Origin of the sequence: Streptomyces sp. NPDC001530 (assembly GCF_042894545.1) — a bacterium.
Taxonomy (GTDB): domain Bacteria; phylum Actinomycetota; class Actinomycetes; order Streptomycetales; family Streptomycetaceae; genus Streptomyces.
In genome coordinates, this window is sequence record NZ_JBIAVS010000010.1 from 39,314 (window position 1) to 55,152 (window position 15,839).

Below are 15,839 nucleotides of genomic sequence, written 5' to 3' on the forward strand. Positions count from 1 at the left end.
CGGCCAGCCTAGTACTCCGGCCACAGATGCCGATCTTGATTGGGCTGGTCGGGGGTTGCCTGCCGACGCCCCGCGTGTGGTCATGACGATGGCTCGCTGAGATCGAGTCATGTCTCTCACCGCCCTTCCCGGGCCTTGGTCAGCCAGTGGCCGAGTTCGTGTCGTGCACCCCGGGTTGCCGGATGGTCGCGGCCGAAGAGTTCCGTCAGCTCTTGCAGGAGGGCAGCGAAGGCGGCGGCAGCACCAGCGATGTCTCCGGCTTCTCCCCTCCAGTGGGCGGCCGCAATGCGTGTGTTGATGGTGCCAAAGTGACCGGAGCCAAGTACCCGAACGCGTGCGGGCACCAAGGCGGCGAAAGCGGCCGCAGCAGCCTGTTCGTCACCGGCCAGGCCCAGGCAGTGGGCATGGGAGTGGCGGGTGGCCAGCGTGTCGGGATGGTTCGGGCCCAACACACGCTCCCGGTCGGGTAGCAGGGCAGCGAGTTCGGCCACTGCACGCGTCGCGTCACCAGCCTCTGCCCGCCACTCCGCGAGCTTGTGTCGGGTGGCCAGCGTGTCGGGATGGTCCGGCCCCAGAACACTTTTTCTGTGCGGGAGTAGGGCCTCGAGCTCCGCCACGGCCCGAGCGGCGTCGCCGGCCACGCCTCGCCAGTGAGCAAGTCCGGACCGGACATCGAGGGTATGGCGGTGGTCTTCTCCCATGAGGCGGATCCGGTCGGCCAGAACGTGGGTGAGAGCGGCCACCGTGCCCACGGCATCGCCTGCCTCTCCTCGCCAGCGGGCAAGGTTGTGCCGGACGTCGAGCACGCTGGGGTGATCGGATCCGAGAATTCTTATGCGGTCTGCCAGGAGATCTGCGAACGCGGCCGCGGCACCGGCGGCATCGCCGGCTTCCCCCTGCCACTGCGCGAGGTTGTGGCGGGTGGCCAGCGTGTCGGGATGGTCAGGGCCCAGTGCCCGCTCCCGATCGGCGAGCAGGGCGGCGGTGGCGGCAGCGGCTCCCTCAAGGTCTCCTGCTTCGCCTTGCCAGCGCGCCAGATCATGCCGAGCAGTCAGCGTGTCGGGGTGGTCTTCTCCCATGAGGCGGATCCGGTCGGCCAGAACCCGGGTGAGGGCGTCGGCAGCGCCCGCCGCATCACCGGCCTCTCCGCGCCAGCGAGCTTGGTTGTGGCGGGTGGTGAGGGTAGCGGGGTGATCCTCTCCGAGGACCAGCGTCACCTGTTGGACAAGGTGGGCAAATGCAGCCGCGGCGCCTGCCGCATCACCGGCCTCCCCTTGCCATCGAGCGAGATTGTGTTGCGTGGCGAGGGTTTCAGGGTGGCTCGCGCCCAGAGTCCTCGTCCGGTCGGCCAGCAGGCGTTTCAATTCTGCTGCGGCGCCGCTGGGGTCTCCGGCTTCTCCGCGCCACCGAGCGAGGTAGTGGCGTGCGGCAAGTGTTTCGGGGTGATCCGCGCCAAGGCATTGCGTGGCAGTCTGCGTCAGGCGCTGGAAATGGGCACTCGCGGCACTGAACTGACCGCTCCCTCCGAGGCTTCGCCCGGCAAGGACGAGGACGCGGTGGATCTCCGGACGACACAGCGCTTCTTCCGCATGCTCCATGAGGGCCGCCGCGTTGGCTCGTAGAGCGGACATGAGGCTCGTGGCGCGTTCGACGGCGGGCCATGCCGCGGCGAGTGCGTCGGCAGCCGTGTGTGCGTGCTCCTCCAGTTCGGCAGGGGTGAGGGCATCGCGCGTGGCTCGCTGGACCATCTGGTGGACCCGGACAGCCTGGTGAGGCGTACTGGGGTCGTGATCGACAAGACTGAGCCGATGCAGTGCCCGTAGTGCGCCCACCGCCTCCTCGGCGGTCACGGTGCTGTCCGGTGTTTCGTCCGGCCGGGTCGCGGTGCGCGCGGCGGTCAGGTGGTCCAGAACGGAACGGCTCGTGAGTACGGCTTCGGGGATGCCATTGGTGTCGAGGAACGCGGTGAGCCGGAGCATGGGATGCGCCAGGCCGACGGGCCGCAGTTGGTTCGCTCGGTCGATGGAGAGGAACCAAGCGGCGGTGACGGTGAACGGCTGGTCGTCAGGAAGCCGGTCGGGAGCCGCGTCGGCCAATGTCCTCGTGCGGTCGGCGATCAGGTCTCGGTAGGCAGCCGCACTCTGGCCCGAGTCGACGATGTAGGCAGCGGCCTGCGCCAGAGCCAGGGGCAGGTTCCCGAGGTCGGTGCCGAGAGCGGCGAGGTGGTCCGCCGGTTCGTGGCGACCGTGGGCCGCCAGAGTGGCAGTGAGATAGGAGAGGGCTTCGTCGGGGGTGAAGGCGCCAACCTCGATGATTCTGCGGTCCGTCCCGGCAAGGGCCGCATCGCGACGTCGGGTGGTCACCAGCGTCCGGCCGTGTCTGCCGGCAGGCGGCCACAGCCCTCGCAGGTCCTCGGGGTCAGCCACGTCGTCGAGCACGACCATCCACCGGCAGGGTGTGGTCGCGGTCTTGTCCTCGAGCCAGGCGAGGAATGTCCGGGCAGCCTGCTCGGGATGGTCCGGGTCGCCTTGGCAGAGTTCAACCCCGGCCCGCGCATAGCCGGACACCACGGCAGAGCGCGAACTGGCAGAGACCCAGACCAAGACGTCCAGGCTTCCGGCTGCCCAAGCAGCGCGTGCGTAGTCGGCAGCGAGTTGGGTCTTTCCCACACCGCCCAGCCCGCGCAGCACCTGCGACAAGACCGCTGTGCCCCCCTGAGCCACAGACATCCGCAGGCGTTCGGCTACAGCCCGGTGTTGGAAGGACTGTGCCTGAGGGGGCATCGTCCCTACCTGGTGCGGCCAGGAAGCGGGCTGCTGCGGCCCCTGGCGCTCGTGTACAACCGTCATGCTGCCGCTGACGGCCATCGCCCCGGGCCCAGTGGCCGTTGCGGGGCCCGTCTCCGATACGAACAGCCCGCCCAGGGGCAGATCACTCACAGGTCCGCGATGCCCCGTCACCGCCGCGGACGCCGACATCGCCTGGGCCCTGCCTGTCTCCACCGCCTGTGCACCGGCATCCGCATTACTGCTCTTCCGCGAACCCTTGCGTCTGCGCCGTCTCACCCCGCTCCGCGCACCTTTCTCCCCTACGGGCGCGCCGCGCCAACTCAGCTGTAATCAATGCCGCTGACAGCGCTGCTGCCGTCACCGTCGGCGGTTGCCTTCCCGGTCTTCTGTGCCTTCGCTGAACCGCTGCCCCGCCCGTTGGGGCGCTTGACACCAGTCACGGCGCTGCCGCCGTTTGTCGCATGAGCTTCACCCGTGTTGCTGGCTGTGTCATCAACGTGCTGCGTCGTGGGCTGCAACAGGGCCCACACGAGCGCTGCGATGCCTACAGCAGCCTGTACGGACGCCCCGACCAACTGGCCTGTGCCAGGACTGTCCAACAGCCAGAACAAAGGCGTAGAGGCAACGCCCGCACCCGCGGCCACGATGACCGCGACCTTCCACGCCAGCGACATGCCACCCCTCTCAGAGAGAGTCCCAGCCGGGCCAGGCGTCGGTCCGGACCCTCCATCTTGCTCCGCGCGATACGCGTACGCAGGCAGATCGCCTATTTCGGCAGCGCGGAGCCTGAGCCGGTTGACGGCCGGCCTGGCGGCAGACAGGTGATCAGTACTCCAGCTCCGGACGCAAGGGGCCGCCGACCTCGTGGAGGTGCCGCAGCACTTGGCCGTAGGACTCGATGAGTCCGGTCTCGCAGTAGGCGATGCCGTGCCGGGCGCAGAACGTGCGCACGAGCTCTTGGGCATGGCGCAGGCTCGGCCGAGGCATGGACGGGAACAGGTGGTGTTCGATCTGGTAGTTCAGCCCGCCGAGCGCGAGGTCGGTGAACCGGCCGCCGCGGATGTTGCGTGAGGTCAGTACCTGCCGACGCAGGAAGTCGATCTTGTCATCCTTGGCGTACATGGCCATGCCCTTGTGGTTGGGAGCGAACGAGCACCCCATGTACAGCCCGAACAGCCCTTGGTGCACGGCGAGGAAGCACACGGCCTGGAGGGGAGACAGGACCAGGAACACGGCGGCGAGATAGCCGCCGAGATGCGCCGTCAGCAGTCCCGCCTCGGCCAGCTTGGTCGCCCGCGAGGTCGCGGTGCCGGTGCGGTCGAGCAGCGCCCGTACACCGGCGACGTGCAGGGCGAGTCCTTCCAGAAGCAGCATCGGGAAGAACAGCCAGGCCTGGTTACGGGCCAGCCAGGCATACGGTCCACGGCGGACGCGGGCGTGGTCCTGGGTGAAGGCGATCGCGCCGTCGGCGATGTCGGGGTCACGGTCGACGTGGTTGGGATGGGAGTGGTGCCGGTTGTGCTTGGCGATCCACCAGCCGTAGCTGAGGCCGATCAGCAGGTCGGCGTGCACGCGGCCGAGCAGGTTGTTGACGCGCTTGGAGCCGGCGATCTGGCCGTGTCCGGCGTCGTGCCCGATGAACCCGGTCTGGGTGAACATCACCGCGAGGAAGGCGGCGGTCAGCAACTGCCACCACGACTGCCCGATGAGGGCGAACGCGGTCCATCCGGCAGCGAGCAGAAGCAGGTTCGCCCCGACCTTGACGGAGTAGTAGCCCGGGCGCCGTTTCAGCAGCCCGCTCTGCTTCACCTCGCGGGACAGTGCGGCGTAGTCGCTGCCCCGGCCGCTGGGCGGGGGTTTGGTCATCTCGGCGTGGTCCGCCAGACCGGCGCTCAGGTTGCCGATGTCAGTGGTCACAGTGTTCCTTTCGGCGTGCACGGGCGCTGCCTGCGGGGCGGGGCGCCGGAAGCGGCACCCGTTCCGTTCGTAGACAGCGCGAGGCAGGCCCGCGGCGCGGGCCTGCCTCAAAATGGGATGTCCTCAGAGCGCGCGGACCAGGTCGGCCTGCATGCCCTTGGGGCCCTGGCTGGCGGTGAACTCCACCCGCTGGTTCTCCTCCAGGGAGCGGAAACCACCCGTGTCGATCGCCGAGTGGTGGACGAAGATGTCGGCGCCGCCCTCATCGGGGGCGATGAAGCCGAAACCCTTGTCCGGGTTGAACCACTTCACGGTTCCTTGAGCCATGTGCTGTCTCCTTCGCGATGGCGAGTAGTGCGGAGAACGCGCACACGCGCGATCCCGGGCTGCTGGTCGCCAGCCGTCGAAGAACACCCCCCGATACGGCGAAACGCCCGCTGTCAGAACTCCGCGGGCGCTTCCACGTCGCAAACTTCAACTACAACCACTCCTTAGAACGTCCGGAGCGCCGGGAACGTTCCCGGTTGCGCGGGGAAGGGTCCGGCGACGCCCGAGCGGGTCGGCTCCGGGGCCGGAGGGGAGTACGGTTGCGCCACCGAGCGCGCCTCGCTGCCGTCATCCGTTTCGGCGTCGCCCTCGGGGAACGGCAAGGCCGGAGTACATCGGCTCCGGTCGGAAATGAGCCGCAACCATGCCCCCTGGCTCGCGCTGCCGCACCGTCTTCCGTATCCCGTTCCGCGCCCCGCGGTAGCGGATTCCCTCGTTCCCGGGGTGTCTGAGAGGCCCCCCGGCTCATGCACGCCCTGAACCGATCAAGAGGATGCAGGACGCATGTATTCACAGGACTCGATCTCCGGCCGCCGCCGCGGCCGCCCCGAACCGACCGCCGAGATGCTCTCCGGACTGGAGTGCCTCATCTGCGGCACCGACTACCGGAACGCGCCTGACCCGGAGGCGGTGGTGGTTTCCCACCGCGACGACAGGCAACTGCTCGCCTGCCACGGCACGTGCGCACGCATCGCGAGCGGGTCGGTGGGCGGTCTGGACGAGACGCCCCTCCCGCTGGCCGAGCGCGTACGCAGACACCAGGCCGACCAATCCTGACCAGAAAGCCGACCACTCCCGGCCCGGAAACCCGGCAGCCACCACCAGCACGTCAAGAACGAAATGATGAGGAAGCGCATGAGTCTGATGAGCCTCGGAGTACTCGCCTCCTCCCGCAAGGAGAACGAGTTCCGGCTGCCGTTGCACCCCGGTCACCTCGACCGGATCGCCCCTGACGTACGCGAGAGGATCTTCCTCGAACAGGGCTACGGCGAACGGTTCGGCGTCGCCGACGAAGCGCTGCTACCGCTCGTGGCCGGCCTGCGCTCCCGTGAGCAACTCCTTGCCGAGTGCGATGTGTTGCTGCTGCCCAAGCCGATGCATGAGGACATCGCCGCGCTGCGCGAGGGCCAAGTGCTGTGGGGATGGCCGCACTGCGTGCAGGACGAACAGATGACCCAGATCGGCATCGACCGACGGCTGACTCTCATCGCCTGGGAGGCCATGAACCACTGGACCTCCACGGGCGCCTTCAGCGTCCATGTGTTCCACAAGAACAACGAGCTCGCCGGTTACTGCTCGGTGCTGCACGCCCTGCAGCTCGGTGGGCTGACCGGCAGCTACGGGCGTCGCCTGCGCGCGGTGGTCATCAGCTTCGGCGCCACGGCGCGCGGAGCGGTCACGGGCCTGGGCGCCATGGGGGTCTCCGACGTCACGGTGCTCACCCAGCGCGCCGCGGCGGCGGTGGCGTCGCCGATGCCGTCGGTCGTGATGGGCCACTTCGAGGAGCAGGAAGGCGATCCGTCGCGCCTGCAGGCACTCACCCCGACCGGTCCCGTGCCGTTCGCCGAGTACCTCGCCGGGTTCGACATCGTCGTCAACTGCATCCGGCAGGACACCGACGCGCCGCTGATGTTCGTCACCGACCAGGAACTCGCCTTGTTCCGGCCGGGAACCTTCTTCATCGACGTCGCCTGCGACGAGGGCATGGGCTTCGCATGGGCCCGTCCGACCTCCTTCGGGGAGCCGATGCCCACGGTGGGGTCGGGCTGCCACTACTACGCGGTGGATCACAGCCCGTCCCACCTGTGGAACTCGGCCACGTGGGAAATCAGCGAGGCGCTCCTTCCCTACCTGCGCAAGGTCATGAGCGGCCCCGCGGCATGGGAGGCCGACGCCACCGTCAAGAACGCCATCGAGATCCGCGACGGCGTCGTACAGAATCCGAAGATCCTCTCCTTCCAGCACCGGACAGCCACCTATCCCCACGTCCGTGAGGTCCTGGCCCCGGCGCTGCGCTCCCCCGCACAAGTGGCCTGACGACTCCTGGGCGAGTTCGCGGGCCCAGGACATGCCGCCGGAGGGCGAGCATCTCCGGGGCCGACCGCCGGCTGACGGCCGCGTGATCACGGTTGGGCCGGCCGCTGGTCACGTGGCAGGGCCCACAAGGGCGTTGTCAGCCTGCCCCCCGGCCTATGCGCCGCGGCGGACCCGGGCGGCCTTGCGTGCCTCGGCAGTCAGGCGGGCCTCGGCGGACCGGCGTGACTCGCCGGCGGCGCGACCGGACCGACCCGGCCGGGTGCCCAGACCGCGGAAGGGGGCACCGCCGCGCTTCGGGCGCTCCGCGACCGGCCCGCCGCCGCCGATCGGGACACCGGAGGGAGCCTGGGCGCCGGTGATGCGGCTCAGCTCGGCCTCACCCGAGCGGACCTGCGTGATCTGCGGCCTGATGCCCGCGTCGGACATGAGACGGGTCATGTCCCGGCGCTGGTTGGGCAGGACCAGCGTGACGACACTGCCGGACTCGCCGGCGCGGGCGGTACGGCCGCCGCGGTGCAGGTAGTCCTTGTGATCGCTGGGCGGGTCGACGTTGACGACGAGGTCGAGGTCGTCGACATGAATGCCCCGGGCCGCGACGTTGGTGGCCACCAGCACCGTGACGTCGCCGGTCTTGAACTGGGCCAGGGTGCGGGTGCGCTGGGGCTGCGACTTGCCGCCGTGCAGCGCCGCGGCCTTCACGCCACTGCCCAGCAGGTGCTTGGTGAACTGGTCGACGGCGTGCTTGGTGTCCAGGAACATGATCACGCGCCCGTCACGGGCGGCGATCTCGGTGGCGGTGGCGTACTTGTCCGCGCCGTGCACGTGCAGCACGTGATGCTCCATCGTGGTGACGGCGCCCGACGAGGGGTCGACCGAGTGGACCACCGGGTCATGGAGATAGCGACGGACCAGGAGGTCGATGTTGCGATCCAGCGTGGCGGAGAACAGCATGCGCTGGCCGTCGGGGCGCACCTGGTCGAGCAGTTCGGTGACCTGGGGCATGAACCCCATGTCGGCCATCTGGTCGGCCTCGTCCAGGACGGTGATGTTCACCCGGTCCAGGCGGCAGTCCCGGCGCTCGATGAGATCCATGAGGCGGCCGGGAGTCGCGACGACGACCTCGGCCCCGGCGCGCAGTGCGCCCGCCTGTCTGCCGATCGACATGCCGCCGACCACGGTGGCCAGCCGCAGCTTCAGCAACCGGGCGTAGGGGGTGAGCGCATCGGTGACCTGCTGGGCCAACTCACGCGTGGGTACGAGGATCAGGGCCAGTGGTTTCCGGGGCTCGGCACGCTGTCCTGCCGTGCGGACAAGGAGCGCCAGGCCGAAGGCGAGAGTCTTGCCCGATCCGGTGCGCCCGCGCCCCAGCACGTCGCGGCCCGCGAGGGAGTTCGGCAGTGTGGCGGCCTGGATCGGGAACGGCTCGTTCAGGCCGAGGCCGGTGAGCATGTTCACCAACTCGACGGGCATGTCCAGTTCACCGAAGGTCGCGGCCGGGGGGAGGGCTGGGGTGACGGTGACCGGCAGCGCGAACTCCCCCTGCGGTGCGGAGGGACGGCGCCCGCTGCCGGCTGAACCGACGCCGGGGCGCCCCTGGCCCTGCGGACGGAAGCGGGCTCCCCGATCGGACCCGGCGAAGCCATCCTTGCGGGCCTTGGAGAAACGGTCGTTCGTACGGGCTGAGCGGTTCATGGAGAACCTTCCTCGATATGGCGCGTATCGAGGAATTCTCGGCGTACGCTGAGCCGAATGAATTGCAAGAACGAGCCGAACGTCATAACAAAAGCAGCCGGCCACACGGCCCCGCAGTAAAAGGAAAACCCTGCACAAAGCAACAAGCTGGGACCCCACCGCAAGGTGCGGGTCCCAGCTAGCTCATGCGCTTCGGCGTCAGGCGGGAGTGATGTTCTCCGCCTGCGGGCCCTTCGGGCCCTGCGTGATGTCGAAGCTCACCTTTTGGCCTTCATGAAGCTCACGGAAGCCTTGGGCGGCGATGTTGGAATAGTGGGCGAAGACGTCAGGGCCGCCACCATCTTGCTCAATGAAGCCAAAGCCCTTTTCCGCGTTGAACCACTTAACGGTGCCAGTAGCCATGTCAAATCTCCTTCGGGGCAGCGCCCCGGGGTCCGCACTGTGTGAACCCCTTCGTTACCACAATGAACCCCGCCCACAAAGTACCGGAGATACAAAGCTTAGCACGGTGCGTACATCCGGGCACGGCGGCGCTAATTTTCGTCCGTGATGTCCTGACCACGAACGGCGCACATTTCTGAATCGGCGGAATGAGACCAAGGAATCCGAAAGGCTGATTTTCCCAGCTCAGAGCGCCACCCCCGCCCCTCCCACCCGGTGGACTGCTTTCCTAGGCCGGGGGCTCATGGCCCTGGGTGTTCGGGCACCGCACCGCGAGGGCCGCGATGTCGTCGTCGAGTCTTCCGCCGCTGTAGTGAAGCAGGTCCCGGTGAAGCCGGTCGAGCAGCGCGCGGGGCGGCTCCGGGCCCTGCCGCCGCATCCAGTCCGGCAGCGGGAAGAACTCGCCGGTGCGGTCCCGGGCCTCCGATACGCCATCGGTGTAGAGCAGCAGCTGGTCGCCCGGGGCCAAGGCGACGGTGTCGACGCAGTATTGGTCACCGATGAGCGCTGCGAGGTTGAGCGGCGGCGAGGGGGTGGTGGGCTCCAGGACGTGGATCTTCCCGCGATGCGCAAGCAGCGGTGGGGGGTGTCCGCAGTTGAGAAGTCTGACGTGGCCGCCGCCGTGCGGGATCTCGGCGATGAGAGCGGTGGCGAAGTGCTCCGGCAGATCCTGGGCCGGAAACGCGGCGCTATGGCGGGCGATGCTGGTCTCCAGACGATGGATGATGCCCCTCAGGTCGGGCTCGTCGTACGCGGCCTCCCGGAAGCAGCTGATCACCGCCGAGGCCGCCCCCACCGCGGACAGCCCTTTACCCCGAACGTCGCCGATGAGCAGCCGGACCCCGTACCGTGTGCCGGCCGCCTCATAGAAGTCGCCACCGATCCGGGCCTGCTCTTGGGCCGCCAGATACAGCGACTCGATCTCGACGTCCTCGATGCGACGCGGCAGGGGGCGCAGCAGCACCCTCTGGGCCGCGTCGGCGACGAGCCGGACCTGGAGGAGTATCTCCTCCCGCTGGAGTCGGACATGGCTCGCGTACGCGGCCGCCAAGGTGACCGCGATGATCGCAGCCGACGTGTACTGCGTCCCCAGATCGGTGTAGAAGAAGCTGAGGCTGATCATGACCAGCAGGCAGAACGTCCCCAGCAGGATCGTGGGGAGCACCGGCCACATCGCGGCGGCAAGGGCGGGTGCGGCGGGCAGTAGGCGGCTGACGGCGATCTCCCTCGGCGTGGAGAACGCCAGACCGGCGATGATGACAGTCAGGATCACCGGTGCCAGCTGGGCAACGTCCCACCGGCCGCCGTAGGGGGGACGACGGTGCCGCAGCCGTCCAGACATGATCACAAATTGCATCATATCGGCCAAAGTGGGCATCGAGCCCTGGTGGAACATGCACTTCATGCGCGGTGATCGATCGATTGACCGCGCATCCGCGGTCCGCTCGATCGACGGATACAGCTGCACGACGAAGACCGCCAAGAGCGGAACGCACCCGCCGATCTCGTCATTGTTCGCCGTACACGCCGCCCCCACCGCCAGGAGAACGGCGGACTTCCGGTGGGGCGGAGGCCGTGCAACGCACGCCCGAGGAGTCGCCCGAGACCGAGCCAGGTGGAGATCAGTCCTCGGACGGACCATGGCCACCCGGGATCACCAGTGCTAGAAAGGTCACATGGCGGACCGTTTCGCCGGTTTTCGACACATATCCCTGAGGCCCCTGGTCAGCAAGAGCCCGCGAAGCGTCGCCGGGCAGGTGTTCGTTCTCCAGGTGGCCCTGGTCGTGCTGCTCGTGGCCGGCGCTGTCTTCGCGCTCGCCCTGCAGTCAAAACGGGACACCACCGCCGAGGCCGTGCGCCGCTCCGTAGCCGTAGCCCAGACCTTCGCGCACTCTCCCGGTGTCCAGGCGGCACTGCAGAGCCCGGACCCGAGCAAGATTCTCCAGCCACTCACCGAGGCGGGGCGCAAGGCCGCCGGCGTCGACTTCATCGTGGTCATGGACACCAAGGGCATCCGCTACACCCACCCCCTGCCGGACCGCATCGGCAAGCGGTTCGTGGGCACCATCGGGCCGTCGCTGGCGGGGAAGGTCTACACGGAAAGCGTCCACGGCCCGCTCGGCCACGAGGTACAGGCCACCGTCCCCATCAAGAACGCCGACGGCACGGTGGCGGCCCTCGTCTCCGCCGGGATGAAGGTCAAGAGTGTGACCCATCAGGTGGACCGGCAACTACCGATCATCCTGGGCGCCGGGGCCGGGGCGCTCACGGTGGCCACCGGCGGGACGGCACTGGTGGGGAGGCGACTGCGACGGCAGACCCACAGCCTGGCCCCGGACGAAATGACCCGCATGTACGACCACCATGACGCGGTGCTGCACTCCGTGCGCGAAGGGGTGCTCATCATCGCCGACGACGGGCGGCTGGTGCTCGCGAACGACGAGGCCAGACGGCTGCTGGAGCTGCCCCCGGACGTCGAGGGTCGACTCGTGTCGGAGCTGTCGAGCCTCGACCCCGAGATGGTGGCGCTGCTCGCCTCCGGGCGCGAGGCCACCGACGAGGTGCACTTCGCGGGAGAGCGGCTGCTGGCGGTCAACCAGCGGCCCATGGATCGCGACGGAGGCCCCAAGGGAACGGTGGTGACGCTGCGCGACTCCACCGAGCTGCAGGCTGTGACCGGCAGGGCGGAGATCGCACGGGAGCGGCTCAAGCTGCTCTACGACGCCGGACTCGGCATCGGCACCACCTTGGACGTACGGCGCACCGCCGACGAGCTCGCGCGGGTCGCCGTCCCCCGCTTCGCCGACTTCGTCACCGTGGACCTGGCCGACGCCGTGCTGCACGGCGAGGAGCCGGCCCCCACGGCAACGGACATCCGGCGCACGGCCGTGTGCGGCATCCGGGACGACCATCCGCTCTACGAAGAGGGCCGGCTGATCGACTTTCTGCCCTCCACTCCCCAGGCGCGCGGCTTCGGCAGCGGCCGCTCCGAGTTGGTGACCGACCTGTCGACCGCCACGGGCTGGCACGCGCAGGACCCGGAGCGCACCAAAGCGATCGTTGACTACGGCATCCATTCCCTCATCGCCGCCCCGATCCAGGCCCGCGGCGTCGTCCTGGGCATGGCCAACTTCTGGCGCTCCAAGCAGCACAAGCCCTTCGACGAGGAGGAGCTGTCGCTGGCGGAGGAACTGGTGGCCCGTGCCGCGGTCAGCATCGACAACGCCCGCCGCTACACCCGCGAGCACGCCCTGGCGGTCACCCTCCAGCGCAGCCTGCTGCCGCGGGCCCTGCCCGAGCAGAGCGCCGTCGACGTCGGCTACCGCTACCTTCCCGCCCAGTCGGGCGTGAGCGGAGACTGGTTCGATGTGATTCCCCTGCCGGGGGCCCGGGTGGCGCTGGTCGTCGGCGATGTGGTCGGTCACGGCCTCCACGCCGCCGCCACGATGGGACGGCTGCGGACCGCGGTGCACAACTTCTCCACACTCGATCTGCCGCCCGACGAACTGCTGAGCCATTTGGACGACCTGGTCGGCCGCATCGACCAGGACGAGGCGGCTACGGAGAGTGCCACGGGCGTGCTTGGCGCCACCTGCCTGTACGCGATCTACGACCCCGTGACGCGCCGTTGCGTCATGGCGCGTGCGGGGCACCTGGCGCCCGCGCTCGTCCACCCCGACGGAACCGCCACCTTCTCGGACCTGCCGGCCGGGCCTCCCCTCGGCCTCGGCGGCATGCCGTTCCAGACCGCCGAGCTGGACCTCGCCGAGGGCACCCAGCTCGTCCTCTACACCGACGGCCTCATCGAGGACCGCAGGCGCGACCTGGACGTGGGAATGGACATGCTGCGCGATGCGCTGGCGGGCCACCCTGACCGGCCGCCCGAGGAGAGCTGCCACGACGTGCTGGCCGAGCTGCTGCCCGGGCGTCCCAAGGACGATGTCGCCCTGCTCATCGCCCGTACGCGGGGGCTGCCGCCCGACCGGATCGCCGACTGGGATGTGCCACTCGACCCCGCCGCCGTCGCGGGGATGCGCGACGCCGTGTCCCAAAAGCTCGACGAGTGGGGCCTGTCCGAGATCGGCTTCAGCGTGGAGCTCGTCCTGAGCGAGCTCATCACCAACGCCATCCGCTACGGCTCCGAGCCGATCCACGTGCGGCTGATCCGCGACCGTACGCTGATCTGCGAGGTTGCCGACGGCAGCAGCACCTCGCCGCATCTGCGCTACGCAGCGACGACCGACGAGGGAGGCCGGGGCCTGTTCCTGGTGTCGCAGATAGCCGAGCGCTGGGGCACCCGGTACACCCCCCAGGGCAAGGTGATCTGGGCCGAACAGGCACTGCCCCAGGTCATCGAGGAGCCCGGCCCGGCGTCGGCCGATGCGGACGCCGCCCTCCCGGACGACGGGGCAGCCGGCCCGGAAGCCCCGGCGTGAGGACGGATTAGGAGGGTGGAACAGCGCGGCCCGCCGGAGCAGTACCGATGAGCGCTACGAAGTGGTAACGGGCCGCAACCGTGGCGGAGTTGGCGTGGTCTAGTCCGCATGAGGATCACTTTTCTGCTCCACAACGCCTACGGAATCGGAGGCACGATCACCACCACCTTCAACCTGGCCCAGGCACTGGCCGAGCGACACGACGTGGAAATCGTCTCCGTGCTACGGCACCGGGAGCACCCGAACTTCACCCTGGACCCGAGGGTGAAGCTGCGGCCGTTGGTGGACCTCAGGCACGAGAAGGAGCACGCGTTACATCTGAAACCGGCGAGGGTGTTCCCCCGCGCCGAGTACCGGTACCGGCAGTACAGCGAGTTGACCGACCAGCGGATCGGCGAGTGCCTCGCCACGATCGACGCCGACGTGGTGATCGGCACCCGGCCGGGGCTCAACGTGCATCTCGCGCTCCAGGCTCCGCGACACGTCGTACGCATCGGGCAGGAGCACCTCACCCTGGACAACCATCCGCCACGGCTGCGCAACACGCTGCGCAGGTCCTACCAGCGGCTCGACGCGCTCACCACGGTGACCGAGGCGGACGCCGCCGCCTACCGGCGCAAGATGAGGCTGCCCGGTGTACGGGTGGAGACACTCCCGAACAGCGTTCCGGATCCCGTGCTCCCCGCCGCGGACGGCACCGCGAAGGTAGTCGTCGCGGCCGGCCGACTGGTCCCGGTGAAACGGTACGACCTGCTCATCGAGGCCTTCGCCGTGGTCGCCGCCGAACACCCGGACTGGCAGCTGCGCATCTACGGCAAGGGCGAGCAACACGATCGTTTACGGCAGCTCATCGCGGACCTCGGTCTGTGGAACAACGTCTTCCTGATGGGCGCGGCGGCCCCCATGGAGGCGGAGTGGGTCAAAGGCTCGATCGGTGCGGCCGCCTCCAACTTCGAGCCGTTCGGCATGACGATCGTCGAGGCGATGCGCTGCGGCCTGCCGGTGGTCAGCACCGACTGCCCCTACGGACCCGGTGAGATCATCGAGGACGGAGTCGACGGCCGACTGGTGCCGGTCGGGGACCGTGACGCGCTGGGCGCGGCCCTGCTCGAACTGGTCCGTGACGACGAGCGGCGTCGCCGTACGGGCCGAGCGGCCTTGGAGAACGCGCGGCGGTTCGCTCCCGGCCCTGTGGTCGAGCAGGCCGAGCGTCTGTTCGCCGAGGCGGTCTCGGCGAGAAGAGCGGGGCGACCGGTCGTACAAGAACGCGCCCGCGTGCACCGCGTTCTGGCCGGCCAGGGCTTCGCCGTCCGCGACGCCGCATTCACCGCGGCAAGCAGCGCATTGCGCGTGGTACGGAGGCGACAGCGGTGAGCACGGAACACGCTGCACAACCACGCGTCGGCTGCACGGTCGATGCGGACGGCCGGATCACCTTCGACCTGCCGCTGCGGTCGGACGAAGAGCACGAAGGTCAGCAGTTGCTGCTGCGGCTGCGCCCGAAGAGGGGACAGCCCGAGAAGGTCCTCCACGTCCTCGACCTGGAGCCCGCCGACGACGGTCGCCGACGGGCCGTCCTGGGCCCGCAACCCGTTCTCGCGGAGGGCCGGTGGGACGTGTACCTGCTGCGGGGACCCGAATCCCAGCGGCAGCGCCTGCGCCCGGGCCTGCGCGACCTACGGGCCCTCGTCGACGGGCACCTCCATGACCGGCCGTCACCGCTGGCCGTCCGAATTCCTTACGTCACCAAGGACGGTCATCTCGCGGTGCGAGCCTGGTTGCGTCCCGCCCATGCGGAGGTCGACGGCATCGACGTCACCGACCGCTCGATGACGGTCGGCGCACGCCTGCACGGCGCCCCACTCCTGGAGGGAGCCGTCGTGCGCCTGCGCCTGCGGGGCGCCAGCGGCACCCAGCGCACCCTGGAGCCACGGGCCGGAAACGACGGCCGAACCTTCTCCTTCACCGTCGACTACGAGGAGTTGGCCGCCGAGACGGGCGTCGGGAGCGGCGTCTGGGACGTCTTCGTCCAGCCCGCGGCAGAAGCACCTCGCATCCGGGTCGCCCGCCTCCTCGACGACGTGGCGGACCGCAAGGAGGTGTTCGTGTACCCGACACTCACGGTCGGCGGCGCCGCCCTGCGCCCCTACTACACCGTCGACAACGACCTCTCCGTGGAGGTGACGAAGGCTGGCTGAGG

At 69.1% G+C, this 15,839-nt stretch carries 12 protein-coding genes; 5 read left to right on the top strand and 7 right to left on the bottom strand.

What is annotated here, in order from left to right:
* Positions 1-116: 116 nt before the first annotated feature.
* The 4 genes from ACFY0T_RS21165 to ACFY0T_RS21180 all read right to left on the bottom strand — a co-directional run bounded on the left by ACFY0T_RS21165 (position 117) and on the right by ACFY0T_RS21180 (position 5,033).
* The gene (locus ACFY0T_RS21165) at positions 117-2,690 is read right to left on the bottom strand and encodes a tetratricopeptide repeat protein (protein ID WP_388873416.1); all 2,574 of its coding nucleotides are present in this window, start codon (positions 2,688-2,690) and stop codon (positions 117-119) included.
* A gap of 419 nt (positions 2,691-3,109) precedes the next feature.
* On the bottom strand, positions 3,110-3,463 hold the full coding sequence (locus ACFY0T_RS21170) for a hypothetical protein (protein WP_388872573.1): 354 nt from the start codon (positions 3,461-3,463) through the stop codon (positions 3,110-3,112).
* Between the two features lie 151 nt (positions 3,464-3,614).
* Complete coding sequence (locus ACFY0T_RS21175) at positions 3,615-4,655, bottom strand: fatty acid desaturase family protein (RefSeq protein WP_388873419.1); 1,041 nt, start codon at positions 4,653-4,655, stop codon at positions 3,615-3,617.
* A 174-nt stretch (positions 4,656-4,829) separates the two neighbouring features.
* Positions 4,830-5,033 (bottom strand): cold-shock protein, encoded by a 204-nt coding sequence (locus tag ACFY0T_RS21180; RefSeq protein ID WP_388872575.1) that lies wholly within the window; start codon positions 5,031-5,033, stop codon positions 4,830-4,832.
* Between the two features lie 504 nt (positions 5,034-5,537).
* Between ACFY0T_RS21180 and ACFY0T_RS21185 the strand changes: the two genes are divergently transcribed.
* Together ACFY0T_RS21185 and ACFY0T_RS21190 are read left to right on the top strand one after the other, a co-directional pair.
* Positions 5,538-5,810, top strand: coding sequence for a hypothetical protein (locus ACFY0T_RS21185; RefSeq protein ID WP_388872578.1), 273 nt, complete (start codon positions 5,538-5,540; stop codon positions 5,808-5,810).
* 78 nt (positions 5,811-5,888) lie between these two features.
* The gene (locus ACFY0T_RS21190; protein ID WP_388872580.1) at positions 5,889-7,070 is read left to right on the top strand and encodes a N(5)-(carboxyethyl)ornithine synthase; all 1,182 of its coding nucleotides are present in this window, start codon (positions 5,889-5,891) and stop codon (positions 7,068-7,070) included.
* 153 nt (positions 7,071-7,223) lie between these two features.
* Here ACFY0T_RS21190 and ACFY0T_RS21195 read toward each other — a convergent pair whose 3' ends face one another.
* The 3 genes from ACFY0T_RS21195 to ACFY0T_RS21205 form a co-directional block, all read right to left on the bottom strand.
* Positions 7,224-8,762, bottom strand: coding sequence for a DEAD/DEAH box helicase (locus tag ACFY0T_RS21195; protein WP_388872583.1), 1,539 nt, complete (start codon positions 8,760-8,762; stop codon positions 7,224-7,226).
* A 198-nt stretch (positions 8,763-8,960) separates the two neighbouring features.
* Entirely contained in the window at positions 8,961-9,164 is a 204-nt protein-coding gene (locus ACFY0T_RS21200) for a cold-shock protein (RefSeq protein ID WP_388872586.1), read from the bottom strand.
* A gap of 268 nt (positions 9,165-9,432) precedes the next feature.
* A complete protein-coding gene (locus ACFY0T_RS21205) occupies positions 9,433-10,551 on the bottom strand; it encodes a PP2C family protein-serine/threonine phosphatase (RefSeq protein WP_388872589.1) in 1,119 nt (372 codons plus the stop codon).
* A gap of 328 nt (positions 10,552-10,879) precedes the next feature.
* Between ACFY0T_RS21205 and ACFY0T_RS21210 the strand changes: the two genes are divergently transcribed.
* The 3 genes from ACFY0T_RS21210 to ACFY0T_RS21220 all read left to right on the top strand — a co-directional run bounded on the left by ACFY0T_RS21210 (position 10,880) and on the right by ACFY0T_RS21220 (position 15,837).
* The gene (locus tag ACFY0T_RS21210; RefSeq protein ID WP_388872592.1) at positions 10,880-13,639 is read left to right on the top strand and encodes a SpoIIE family protein phosphatase; all 2,760 of its coding nucleotides are present in this window, start codon (positions 10,880-10,882) and stop codon (positions 13,637-13,639) included.
* A gap of 108 nt (positions 13,640-13,747) precedes the next feature.
* The gene (locus ACFY0T_RS21215; RefSeq protein WP_388872595.1) at positions 13,748-15,013 is read left to right on the top strand and encodes a glycosyltransferase family 4 protein; all 1,266 of its coding nucleotides are present in this window, start codon (positions 13,748-13,750) and stop codon (positions 15,011-15,013) included.
* The gene (locus tag ACFY0T_RS21220) at positions 15,010-15,837 is read left to right on the top strand and encodes a transferase (protein ID WP_388872597.1); all 828 of its coding nucleotides are present in this window, start codon (positions 15,010-15,012) and stop codon (positions 15,835-15,837) included. The genes ACFY0T_RS21215 and ACFY0T_RS21220 overlap by 4 nt, the downstream gene beginning before the upstream one ends.
* Positions 15,838-15,839 lie beyond the last annotated feature (2 nt).